General features: G+C 44.7%; 10 protein-coding genes. 5 read left to right on the top strand and 5 right to left on the bottom strand.

Features of this window, described 5'->3' with window-relative positions:
* Positions 1-507 precede the first annotated feature (507 nt).
* The 3 genes from AAFX28_RS04375 to glgB all read left to right on the top strand — a co-directional run bounded on the left by AAFX28_RS04375 (position 508) and on the right by glgB (position 7,640).
* A complete protein-coding gene (locus AAFX28_RS04375) occupies positions 508-2,961 on the top strand; it encodes a glycogen/starch/alpha-glucan phosphorylase (RefSeq protein ID WP_408685986.1) in 2,454 nt (817 codons plus the stop codon).
* A 103-nt stretch (positions 2,962-3,064) separates the two neighbouring features.
* On the top strand, positions 3,065-5,245 hold the full coding sequence (gene malQ, locus AAFX28_RS04380) for a 4-alpha-glucanotransferase (protein WP_408685988.1): 2,181 nt from the start codon (positions 3,065-3,067) through the stop codon (positions 5,243-5,245).
* A 217-nt stretch (positions 5,246-5,462) separates the two neighbouring features.
* The gene (gene glgB / locus AAFX28_RS04385; RefSeq protein ID WP_408685990.1) at positions 5,463-7,640 is read left to right on the top strand and encodes a 1,4-alpha-glucan branching protein GlgB; all 2,178 of its coding nucleotides are present in this window, start codon (positions 5,463-5,465) and stop codon (positions 7,638-7,640) included.
* A 76-nt stretch (positions 7,641-7,716) separates the two neighbouring features.
* Here glgB and AAFX28_RS04390 read toward each other — a convergent pair whose 3' ends face one another.
* From AAFX28_RS04390 to AAFX28_RS04400, 3 genes are all read right to left on the bottom strand, one after another.
* Positions 7,717-8,358: an START domain-containing protein gene (locus AAFX28_RS04390; RefSeq protein ID WP_408685992.1), complete on the bottom strand. Its 642-nt coding sequence runs from the start codon at positions 8,356-8,358 to the stop codon at positions 7,717-7,719.
* Positions 8,359-8,420: 62 nt separating this feature from the next.
* Positions 8,421-8,834, bottom strand: coding sequence for an alternative ribosome rescue aminoacyl-tRNA hydrolase ArfB (arfB, locus tag AAFX28_RS04395; protein WP_408685994.1), 414 nt, complete (start codon positions 8,832-8,834; stop codon positions 8,421-8,423).
* 41 nt (positions 8,835-8,875) lie between these two features.
* Entirely contained in the window at positions 8,876-9,442 is a 567-nt protein-coding gene (locus AAFX28_RS04400; RefSeq protein ID WP_408685996.1) for a TetR/AcrR family transcriptional regulator, read from the bottom strand.
* Positions 9,443-9,540: 98 nt separating this feature from the next.
* Between AAFX28_RS04400 and AAFX28_RS04405 the strand changes: the two genes are divergently transcribed.
* Positions 9,541-10,077: a dihydrofolate reductase family protein gene (locus tag AAFX28_RS04405; RefSeq protein WP_408685998.1), complete on the top strand. Its 537-nt coding sequence runs from the start codon at positions 9,541-9,543 to the stop codon at positions 10,075-10,077.
* 112 nt (positions 10,078-10,189) lie between these two features.
* Positions 10,190-10,570: a VOC family protein gene (locus AAFX28_RS04410; protein ID WP_408686000.1), complete on the top strand. Its 381-nt coding sequence runs from the start codon at positions 10,190-10,192 to the stop codon at positions 10,568-10,570.
* A 75-nt stretch (positions 10,571-10,645) separates the two neighbouring features.
* Here the strand turns inward: AAFX28_RS04410 and AAFX28_RS04415 are convergent, their stop codons facing one another.
* Together AAFX28_RS04415 and arcC are read right to left on the bottom strand one after the other, a co-directional pair.
* Positions 10,646-11,272: a TetR/AcrR family transcriptional regulator gene (locus tag AAFX28_RS04415; protein ID WP_408686002.1), complete on the bottom strand. Its 627-nt coding sequence runs from the start codon at positions 11,270-11,272 to the stop codon at positions 10,646-10,648.
* A gap of 145 nt (positions 11,273-11,417) precedes the next feature.
* Entirely contained in the window at positions 11,418-12,326 is a 909-nt protein-coding gene (arcC, locus tag AAFX28_RS04420) for a carbamate kinase (protein WP_408686003.1), read from the bottom strand.
* Positions 12,327-12,654 lie beyond the last annotated feature (328 nt).

Here is a 12,654-nt window from a genome sequence, read left to right on the forward strand (position 1 = left end):
ACCAAAGTGTGCCACTAGTGACTCTAGTAGCGGTCTGAGAAAGATGTTACTTGAGAAAAGTGAGGGCAGTTATCAGCCAAAGGTCGGATTTTTGTGTGATTCACAGTTTGTACGGAACTACGCCCTTAAAGTGTGATTTCCGTCACTTTTAGATCTTGGTTTGAATGGGGTGTGAATGCCTGTTTGCACCAAAAAACATGAAATTTGCATCAAATAGTAATTCTTAATGTGATCGAGCGTGCATATTCATCAATTGAGTATTTTGTAAGACACGGAACTTTAATACATCAGATGTAGGGTAAATTCGTTGGCGGTGTGATCTCAATCACCCGGGCTCAGCTGTGTTGAAAATTTAATGAGAGTTAGATCACTGAGTTGCGGGTAGTACGCCCTCTACGCCCTGTGTCCTCCTCCTAATACGCCGTCTAGGTGGGAGGATGTTTCGCAGATTATATCCATGCACGATATGTCTCAGATGGATTAGAACCAATAAGTGAGATTTCTCTAATGAAACCTACGCAACAGAAAAAATTTGATAAAGCCGCATTCCAAGAAAGTGTAAAACAACATTTATCGACCACTTACGCGAAGACCGAAGCAACTGCTACGCCGCGTGATTGGTATTTAGCAATGGGTCGAGCACTCGCTGAGCTCACTACACTAGACCTACTTAAAACTGAGCAAGACCCTAAAATTCAAAGCGCAAAAAGCGTTAACTACCTATCTCTAGAATTCCTAATCGGTCGCCTAACAGGTAACAACCTTATCAGCATGGGTCTGTATGAGCAGATCACAGAGGCGATGGAAGAACTAGGCCACAACCTAACTGACCTACTTGAAGAAGAGCGCGACCCATCATTGGGTAACGGTGGTCTTGGTCGTCTAGCAGCATGTTTCATGGATTCATGTGCGGCACAAGAGTTCCCAACAGTAGGTTACGGTCTGCACTACGAGTACGGCCTATTTAAGCAATCTTTCCAAGATGGCCGCCAAAAAGAAGCGCCAGATGCATGGCGTGGTGTTGAGGGTTACCCATGGGAAGTTGCCCGCCCAGAATTAGCACAAAACATCGGCTTCTACGGTCATGTAAACGTTGAATACGTTGACGGTCGTGAAGTACGTACTTGGGTTCCAGGTATGGAAGTGAAAGCGATGCCTTGGGATCTACCTATCGTTGGCTATGAATCAGACACGGTTTACCCACTACGTCTTTGGGAATGTCAGGCGATTGCCCCGTTCTCATTAGCAAGCTTTAACAACGGTGACTACTTCGAAGCACAGCACGGCCTGATCGATGCTGGTAACATCACAAAAGTACTTTACCCTAATGACAACCACGAGAAAGGCAAGACTCTGCGCTTAATGCAGCAGTACTTCCATGCTGCAGCATCTGTGCGTGATATTTTACGTCGCCATGAAGCGGCAGGTTATTCACTTGCTGATCTACCTAAGCAAGAAACTATTCAGTTAAACGATACGCACCCAACGATTGCGATTCCTGAACTGATGCGCATCCTACTTGATGAGAAAGGTCTGTCTTGGGATAAAGCATGGGAAATCAGCGCAAATACGTTCGCGTACACTAACCACACGCTACTTCCAGAAGCTCTTGAAACTTGGCCTGAGTCGCTAATCCAGCGCCTACTGCCTCGTCACATGGAAATTATCTTTGAAATCAACCACCACTTCTTACAAGACGTTCGTAAAATGTGGCCAGGTGACGGTGAGAAGCAAGCGAAGCTTTCTATCATCCAAGAGGGTTTCAACCGCATGGTTCGCATGGCTAACCTATGTGTGATTGGCTCTTACAAAGTAAACGGTGTAGCGGCGCTTCACTCACAGCTTGTTAAGAAAGACCTGTTCCCAGAGTTCAACGAAATCTTCCCAGGGAAACTGACCAACGTTACAAACGGTATTACGCCGCGTCGTTGGTTGAAGTTCTGTAACCCTGGTCTATCAAATCTAATTACTGACAAGATCGGTAATGAGTGGCCTGCGAAACTAGAACAGCTTGAAGGTATTGCTCAGTTTGCAACAGATGCAGAATTCCAAAAAGAATTCATGGCAGTTAAGAAGCAAAACAAACAGCGCCTTGCTGATTGGGTTCAAGAGAACATGGGTATCGAGCTAGATACTAACGCTATCTTTGACGTTCAAATTAAACGTCTACATGAATACAAGCGTCAGCACCTAGACTTGCTACACATTCTGTCTCTATACCACCGCATCATTAACGAACCTGATTTCGAATGTACGCCACGTGTATGTTTCTTTGCAGCGAAGGCAGCGCCGGGTTACCACCTAGCGAAAGAGATCATCTTCGCGGTGAATAAGGTTGCAGAGAAGATCAACAACGATCCTCGCATTGGCAACAAGCTGAAAGTGGTCTTCATCCCTGACTACCGTGTAAGTATGGCAGAAATCATCATTCCAGCAGCAGATGTTTCTCAGCAAATCTCGCTAGCAGGTAAAGAAGCGTCTGGTACAGGTAACATGAAGATGGCGCTAAACGGTGCGCTAACTATCGGTACGATGGATGGTGCAAACGTGGAGATCCGTGAAGAAGTAGGCGATGAAAACATCTACATCTTCGGTCTAGACGTTGACGGTGTTCAAGAAGTTCGTGCTCAAGGTTACAACCCATACGATTACTACCACTCAGATCCATTGCTAAAAGCATCGCTAGATCTTCTAGCGGGTGAAGAGTTTACTCCAGGTCAACCTGGTCTGCTTCGTGCAACACTTGATAGCTTGCTTGATGGTGGTGACCCATACCTATGTCTGGCTGACTTTGCCTCTTACGTACAAGCACATGAAGAGATGGGCAAACAGTATAAAGACCAAGCAGGCTGGGCTAAGAAAGCGATTCTTAACACCGCCTTGGTTGGTAAGTTTACATCAGACCGCTCGATTCGAGACTATGTAAACAACATTTGGAAATTAGAGTCAGTAAAACGCTAATTTCACGATAAACAGCCAAGGCCTTCGGGTCTTGGCTCTACTCTTTTATTAACTATAAACAACCCTACAATTTTGAAGGTATTGCAGTCCTTCGGAGAGAGCGATGAAAGAAAATAACGCATTAAAACAAGTCGCTGAAATGGCGAGAATTGCCGACAGCTATGTTAGCGCGTGGGGAGATGAAGCTAAGGTAGAAGACGATACGATTCGTCACTTATTAGCGTCTTTAGGCTATGACACAACCAATGATGAAACTCTTCTAAAATCAGCTGAGAAAAAGCACAAGAAAGAAGTATTAGACCCTGTGCTTGTGGTTCGCGATGGTGAGCCTGTTGAAGTTGTACTAAATCTTGGCGCAAGTGCTCGCGAGAGTGAATTTAGTTGGCGTCTAGATACAGAGCAGGGAGAGGTACTTGAAGGCTATCTTCAGTCGCAAATTGTTCGCGATGAGCGCAAAGAGGGTGGCCCTTTAGTGTTTGCATTACCAAGCGATATTGCTTGGGGATACCACAAACTGACCATTACGCGTAAACGTCGTAAAGCGCCTTATGAGATGACACTGATTGTGACGCCAAAAGCGTGTTACAAGCAAGATGGCATTTTAAATGGCAAGAAAATGTGGGGGCCAAGTGTTCAGCTTTACACACTGCGTACTCAGCATAACTGGGGTATTGGTGACTTTGGCGATCTAAAGCAGCTTGTTGCGGATATTGCTTCTCGTGGTGGTGATTTTGTTGGTCTAAACCCAATTCACTCACTCTTCCCAGCCAATCCAGAAGGTGCGAGCCCATACAGCCCATCTTCTCGTCGTTGGTTAAATATTCTCTACATCGATGTGAGTTCAGTACCTGAGTTTGCATTGAGCATTGAAGCGCAGCAAAAAGTAGGCAGCGCAGACTTCCAACAACGTCTACAAAAAGCGCGTGAATCACACTGGGTAAACTACAGTGAAGTCGCTGACCTAAAACTGAGCGTACTACCACAGCTGTTCGAAGAGTTTAAAAAGCGTCACTTAGACAAGAACACAGAGCGTGCACAAACTTTCTTAGAGTTTGTTGAAGAGGGTGGTGAAAGCCTAGTTCATCAAGCAGCGTTTGATGCATTACATACTAAATTGCATAACAAAGACTCTAACGTTTGGGGCTGGCCTGTATTCCCTGAAGAGTATCGCCGTTTCGAAAACAGCGCAGTGCAGAAGTTTATCGAGCAAAACCAAGATCAAGTACACCTATACATGTACCTTCAATGGATTGCCGATGTTCAGATCAAAGAAGCACAAGCTCTGGCAGAAGAGAAAGGCATGTCAGTGGGCTTATACCGTGACCTTGCCGTTGGTGTGGCAGATTCAGGTTCTGAAACGTGGGCTGATGATGGCAACCTAATCATGGATGCAAGCATTGGTGCGCCGCCGGATGTGTTAGGGCCACTAGGTCAAAACTGGGGCTTACCACCGCTTAATCCACAAGTGTTGCAAGCTACAGGTTATGATGCTTACATCAAGCTGCTTCGTGCCAACATGAAGCATTGTGGTGCATTGCGTATTGACCACGTACTTGGTCTATTACGTCTGTGGTGGATTCCGAAAGGAGAAAACGCAACGAAAGGCGCGTACATCTACTACCCAGTTGAAGATATGCTGGCAATTCTAGCGCTAGAATCACACCGTCATCAATGTAGTGTGATTGGTGAAGATCTAGGCACTGTGCCAGATGAAATTGTGGAAATCTTGCGTGATGCAGGCGTTCACTCATACAAGGTGTTCTTCTTTGAAACATCGGAAGATGATGGTGGCTACATTTCACCAGCGCATTATGCTGAACAATCTATGTCAGCACTATGTACCCATGATATGCCAACGATCCGCGGCTTCTGGCATTGTGATGACTTGAAGATGGGTGAAGAGCTTGGTTTGTATCCTGATGCAGAGCAGCTAAAAGGTTTGTTTGCCGATCGTTTGGAGTCGAAACAAGGTATCTTGGATTCTGTGGCGTGGCATGGCTACCTACCTGAAGGTGTAGGCCGTGATGCGCAATATGTCCCAATGGATTCTTACTTAGCGGAAGCGCTTCAAATGCATGTTGCAGCGGGTTCCTCAACGCTACTCAGCGTACAGTTAGAAGACTGGTTGGAAATGGATAATCCAGTCAATATTCCGGGTACGGTAGATGAATATCCAAACTGGCGTCGTAAACTGTCTATGAACCTTGACGAAGTCTTCGCTCACGCAGGTGTAAACCGCATTGCGCATAAGTTGACCGAAGTTCGAGCTAAGGTGAGTAAGTAAACATCAAGTTGCATGGTATACATAGAAAATGATCGATTTGGTCACTCTAAGTAGAGCAGTAATTCGGTAAACTTACTGGATATTATTTAAGCCCGCACATTGCGGGCTTTTGGGGTCATTGGCCTCTGTGCCAGCTGCGCTAAATAATGGCTTTAGCTGGAATCATAACAACCGAGAAAATCGGACTATCGAAAGTTAGGTTAGGGAGAGAATTAACTTGAAAACCAAAACGTTAGATAAGGCAACAAAGACATATAACCAACTTTCACATGCTGCGTTTGCTGACCCATTTTCCTTTATCGGCCCATTTATCGACCCTACACAGGGAGCGCTGCGAGTTTGGATGCCTGGGGCTGATAGTGTTGCGTTAGTTATTGAAGATGAACGCATTGAATTAGAGCGTGAAGATGCTTCAGGCTTTATTCTTAAACAAGAGAAAGATCTGCACCTAACCCACTACTTGTTAGCAGTGAATTGGGATGGTAATGAAGTGCTGGTGGACGATCCGTACCAATACCACACCATTTACGCTGAGTATGATGAGCTTCATACACCAAAAGAGATGTATAAGCAGATGGGCGCTCAGTTCATCACTCTTGAACGTGGCGGTAAGCAGATCTCTGGTACACGCTTTTTAGTGTACGCTCCACATGCGACGGCTTGTAGCTTGGTTGGTGAATTTAACCAATGGGACGGGCGCCGCACGCCAATGCAGCGACTAGATTATGGTATTTGGGGTATCTTCATTCCCAACCTACCAGAAGGTACCCAATATAAGTTTGAGCTGAAAGGTCCAAATGGAGAAGGGCTACCGCATAAAGCTGACCCATGGGGCGCCTATGCTGAGCAATATCCTTCATTCTCATCAGTGACTTATGACCATTCGCGTTATGAGTGGGAAGACTCTAAATGGCAAACTCGCTCGGTCACTGAAAAACGCAAAGAAGCGCTGTCTTTCTATGAGCTACATGCTGGCTCTTGGCGTCGTAACGAAAATGGTGACTTTCTTAACTACCGTGAGTTAGCTGAGCAGCTTATCCCTTACTTAGTTGATATGGGGTACACCCATATTGAACTGATGCCAGTGTCAGAACACCCATTTTATGGTTCTTGGGGCTACCAGCCAGTTGGTTTATTTGCGCCGACCAGTCGTTTTGGCTCACCTGATGATTTCAAATTCTTCGTCGACCAGTGTCACCAAGCGGGTCTTGGTGTTGTTCTAGATTGGGTACCTGCACACTTCCCATCAGATGATCACGGCTTGGCTAATTTTGATGGGACGCCTCTGTTCCACGATCCTGATCCTCGTCGTGGTTGGCATCAAGATTGGAACTCTTACATCTACGATCTTGGTCGTGAGCATGTTCGCCGTTTCTTGGTTTCCAACGCATTGTACTGGTTCGAGCAATTCCATATTGACGGTATTCGTGTGGATGCGGTTGCGTCTATGTTGTATCTGGATTACTCACGTAGCCACGATCAGTGGATACCAAACGTGGATGGTGGCAACGAAAACTACGATGCTATTGCGACATTGAAGTGGATGAACGAAGAGGTGTACAAACACTTCCCGAACGCGATGACGATTGCTGAAGAATCCACAGCTTTCCCAGGTGTATCAGCACCAACCTTTATGGGCGGTTTAGGCTTTGGCTTTAAGTGGAATATGGGTTGGATGCACGATTCTCTGTCTTATATCCAAGAAGAGCCCGTACACCGTAAATACCACCATGATACTGTTACCTTCCCGCTAGTTTACGCGCACAGTGAAAACTACGTCTTGTCTCTATCACATGATGAAGTGGTTTACGGCAAAGGTTCGATTCACAATAAGATGCCGGGTGATGAGTGGCAGCAAACGGCTAACTTACGTGCATACCTAGGTTATATGTATGCTCAGCCGGGTAAAAAGCTTAACTTCATGGGTGCGGAGTTTGGTCAAACTGCGGAGTGGAACCATGATGATCAACTGCAGTGGTTTTTGCTTGAGTTTGAACGTCACCAAGGGGTTCAAGCGCTAACTCGTGATCTTAATAAGCTATATACGTCTGAAAAGGCAATGTACGAGTTGGATTGTGAGCCTCGTGGTTTTGAGTGGCGCCTACAAGATGCAGCAGAAGCGTCTGTATTAGCTCATGAGCGTTTAAGCGATAACGGTGAACGTATTCTCGTGGTGACTAACTTCACCCCAGTACCGCATGATGAATTCCGCTTAGGTGTTCCACTCGCGGGTGAGTATGAACTGTTACTCAATACGGATGATAGTAAGTACAATGGCAGTGACTACCAAATTCACTCCAATATTGCTTCTGAGCAAGTGGAAAGTGAAGGGTTAAAACAATCACTGTCGCTGCGTCTACCGCCTTTGGCAACGGTATTCTATAAGCTCAAATAACGATTTGTTATACAGCTATTCGAAAGGTCAGCGTTTATCGCTGACCTTTTTGTTTTTGGGAACAGTACAGGAAGAACTATTCGCTAATTTGAGGGTGAGTAAATTGTTGGTACAAAGGCAGTTGCTCACGCAGGTTCTTGAAGGTGTTACGTGCACTCTCTTTAGTGAGGCTATTGATGATCCAGTCAGGCAGGATACCTCCAGGGTTAGCAAATGCAGTATATTCAATCAAGGTTGTACCATTGGTGAGCTTTTGCAGAGTCCAAGTCGCGTCCACATTGCGGATACGAATATAACCTTCTTGTTCTGGCAATACGGAATCAGGTGCGTCTTCGATATCTAACGTAAAGCCTAGTTCATCAAGAGTGTATTTTGAGTAGGTGACCATGTCTCTATCACGCGCAGGCCAAGGCGCGGTGAACTGGGTGTAGACAATGTTTTCTGTCGCAGAAACTTGCGATAGAACTCGGCTATGACTGACGTTATCTATTAAGTTCGGTACATTGTCGCTATCTTCTAGGAGGGTTAAGAAAGCGCCGTAACTGGTCGGTGTGAACATCTGGGCGCGCACTTCTACCAAACCATCACTGTGTTCACGAGAATAGATAGATATTCCGTCGTTATCGCCTTCGAACTGCCAACCACTAAACGCTTCTGCCCAGACAGGGAGAGAAGTGAACAATCCGATCAGTAACGCACTTTTCCCTAAGGTCGTCATAGCAGGTCCTATCTTGAATTCATCCTTCTCTCTAGCATATACAAACTGATGATGAATAACAGTCAGTGTTTTACGCGACCACGTAATGACTTAGTCTGAGACTTTATATTCTTACCTTTTAAACGGCGTTCTTTAGAGGCCCTTGTTGGCTTGGTTTCTCGACGTTTCTTTTGTACAACCATGGCCGCTTGAATCATCTCTGCTAGACGGTTTAAGGCATCTTCTTTGTTTTGCTCTTGAGTGCGAAACTGCTGCGCCTTAATGGTGATAACGCCGTCTTTTGAGATACGCGAGTCTTTCAGGGCTAAGATACGTTCTTTGTAGATGGCAGGTAGAGTTGAGTGCTTTACATCGAATTGTAGGTGAATCGCTGAAGAAACCTTATTGACGTTTTGTCCGCCTGCGCCTTGTGCTCGAATTGCCGTAAGTTGGATCTCCCAAGCTTGCAGGGTAACGGTGTTAGAAATCTTCAGCATTATAGTCACTCTAGGTTTGTTTCGTTGCCATTGTAAACGATTTAACTTTTGAGTGCGGGTTGAAATGCTTGGAAGTAAAAATTGAGCGGTCTTTGCATCATCTCAAGGGTTAAGTCGCACTTAGGTTGGCAGTTAAGCGCCAACGCAAACCCGTGTAAATAATCGGCCAGCAAATCGATGGCATCTTTCTTCACGTCATTTGACAGAGAAAGAGGAGACAGTATGTGATTGAAGCGCTCAATAAATACTTCGGCGGGCCCGCTTGTTTGCATCTTCAGCAATGTTTCCAGTAATCCAGGATATTGATGAAGCAACGAAACATAGCTATAGCAAAGTTGGCTTAGTTCTTGTTGCCACTGTCCTTTTTGTTTTGGTTGATAGATCTCTTCAATCAAGGAAATGATGATCGCCTCTTGTAGGGCATTTTTGTTGTCAAAGTAGTGATAAAGCGCCATTGCATCAACCCCTAGCTCAGTCGCGAGGGCACGGATGCTCGGCATTTTTTCTAGCTCAAGCATCATGTGTTTCGCTTGGCTTAAGATCGTTTCAGCAGTGAGTTGAACTTGGCTTCCTTTTGGTCGACCGCGACGTTTTTCCTTGACAGACATCGTTGATCCTTTTTATTCTAAGACAGTAATTCTACAGTGTAGAATTATTGTATCGCAGTTTAGTTCCATATCCAAATATTCATCGTGAGGAGTCCTTGATGGCTAATATCGTATTTATCGCAACCAGCTTAGATGGTTACATTGCTGACAAGAATGATGGTCTAGACTGGCTACACTCAGTGCCAAACCCTGACAATATCGATATGGGATTTGCGCCCTTGATGGAGCGAGTAGACGCGTTAGTGATGGGGCGTAACACGTTAGACATAGTGTTAAGTTTTGGCGTTGAATGGCCATACTCAAAACCTGTTTTCGTACTAAGCAATACGATGACAAAAGTGCCAGAAGGCTATGAAGATAAGGTCTTCTTAGTGAATGGTGAACTTTCTGACATTGTTCAAAACCTACGTGAACAAGGTTATAACGATCTTTATATTGACGGTGGCAAGACGATTCAAAGCTTCCTTAAACAGGGCTTAATCGATGAGCTGAACATCACCACCATTCCTGTTTTGCTTGGTGGGGGCGCGCCATTGTTTGGTGAGTTGGACACGATGCAATCTTTCAGGCTGGTTAAGAGCCAAACTTTCCTTAATGCTATTGTACAAACCACTTATCAGCGTATAAACGACTAACGTGATTCAGCTTTGAGACCCGAAAAGGAAATTGGTTTTTAACCGCGCAAGAATGCTGTGTTTGAACTAGCTTTTTATTATCACTATATGTGGCAATGAAGGAGGCTAGATTATGCAGATGAATCCGGTAGGTTGGTTTGAAATTTACGTTGCGGATATGGAACGCGCTAAAGGGTTCTATCAAACGGTGTTTGACACAACGCTAGAGAAGATTGGTGATGAACCCAAAGTCGATATTGAGATGTGGGGCTTTCCGTCATCCATGGAGCAATATGGCGCAGCTGGGGCATTAGCAAAAATGGATGGTGTCGCTCCCGGAGGAAATAGTACCTTGGTTTATTTTTCCTGTGAAGACTGCGCAGTGGAACAAGGGCGAGTAGAAGATGCAGGCGGTAAAGTGGTACACCCTAAATTCTCAATAGGCCAACATGGCTTTATTTCAATGGTGTCGGATACCGAAGGTAATATGATTGGCCTTCATTCGATGGCTTAACCCCAAATCATCCCTCAATATTTCAATTAATCTGTCAGCTCTTTTTCTGTATTGGGATAGGTGCTGACGGATTATCTAGTGCTGTACCACACGATGTGGACTCGATTTCTGACAAATATGAGGAATATAAAGCTGAAGGTAGGATTCCGTTAAGCGAAGTGCTTCGTTGGCAAGTTCAGGGGTGATGCAGCCATGTTCACGATAAGACAATGAATATATCTTGTCGGCGACTTGCAATGAGATCGCGAATACATTGATGGGTTGGGTAAGTTGAGGAACATCGAAGAATTGACGATAGATGGCTTCTACTTCTCTGCCCAATATTAAGTCATGTTTGGTATCGGCGTGGCCAAGCTCTGTAAAAGTGTGACGACCTAAAATTAGCTTTCTCGCGATTGGATTATTGTTGTAGTAATCCACATATGCGGTTTCGATCATGCGGTTAATATCAGTCCAATGCGTGACTTTGTCGGCATCGATACATTGACCAAGTAACGAGTCGAAATCAGTAAACACATCGTCTAATAAGCTATGAAATAGATTCTCGATGTTAGGATAGTGGTGATAAACGGTCGATGTAGCCATACCGCATTCCTTTGCCACATCGTACATAGAGATATCTGTCGCTTCACGCCTTTCCATTAATTGAGCAACGGCGTTATGGATTTTGGTAAGTTTCTCTTTTGTTGTTACTTTTCGCATAAAACGGTCGTCACTTATTGTCAAAGCAGGTTTAAAAATAAAGGGTTGATGCTCAGAAATCAATCTTATCAATATGAAGTTTGACGTCATTAACCCTTTGTTTAGTGCGTATGAATATCTAGGCAAAAACTGAGCTTGAGCCAAACTACTCTTGGATATGTGTGCCTGATTTCCCTTCAATGATTTCTAGTGCGCAGGAAAGATCGCCGATATGACCATGTTGTCCGGTGCTTTCTACAAACTGACAGCATGCATCGACTTTTGGCCCCATCGAACCGGCAGGGAAGTGATATCCCTTCATCTCTTTGACCGTCACTCTCTCAAGCTTTTGTTCTTGTGGTGTACCCCAATCTAAACAAACATGCGTACCATCCGTTAGGATCAGTAGGTGCTGAGCCCCAATTTCTTCGGCGATAAGTGCTGCGGTCATATCTTTATCAATCACAGCTTCAAAACCGACATAGGCACCATTTCTTTCTATGACTGGTGCGCCGCCGCCGCCGCCACAAATAATAAGATGCTCCTTCTCAAGTAAGTCTTTAATTGCTTTGATTTCCAATACTTCTTTAGGTGAAGGAGATGGGACAACGCGACGCCAGTGCACTCCATCTGGTTTTACTATCCAATTATTAGTTTCAGCCAACTGTTTAGCTTGCTCTTCTGTGTAAACTGGACCAATAAATTTACTTGGATCTGCGATGGCAGGGTCGTTCTCATCGACCACGATGCGCGTCAGTATTGTGGTGGTAAAGCGATCTTCGATTGCAGCATTTAGCCCTTGTTGAATCAGATAACCGATCATACCTTGAGTTTCAGCGCCTAATACATCAAACGGATACGGCGGGCACTCTTTATAGGCATCATTTTGGAGAGAGAGTAAACCAACTTGAGGACCATTACCGTGCACGATAACCAAGCGATAATCTTTGCTTAGCGCAGCCAATGAACTTGCCGTTTGCTCTATACTTTTTTGCTGATTTTCACAGCTCATTACTTCTCCGCGTTGCAGTAGCGCATTGCCACCGACCGCAACAACAATAATAGGCTTCAACATCTCTTAATCTCCAAATAATGATTGGTCAAAAACCAAGTAAGATGGAAATACTCTATTGAAATATTAGTGCGCTATTGGCGATAAAAATCACAATTCGATTTCTGTTCAAAAGTGGGGCGATTTAGTTGCCACCCCATCACAGAAAGTGAAAATAATCACGAATTCAAACGGATATGTGATCTTGTTTTTAATTTAAGATGCTCAATAAATAAACAGTGTTTTTGTTGATGAAAATCAATCATTCAGTGTTTGGTCGCTTTTTATCCAGTTTTTGTCGGTTCTATTTCATTTGCAATTTGAGTTCATTCGCTCAAAACCGATATTCAGT

Source organism: Vibrio sp. TBV020 (genome assembly GCF_046056895.1).
Lineage (GTDB): Bacteria > Pseudomonadota > Gammaproteobacteria > Enterobacterales > Vibrionaceae > Vibrio.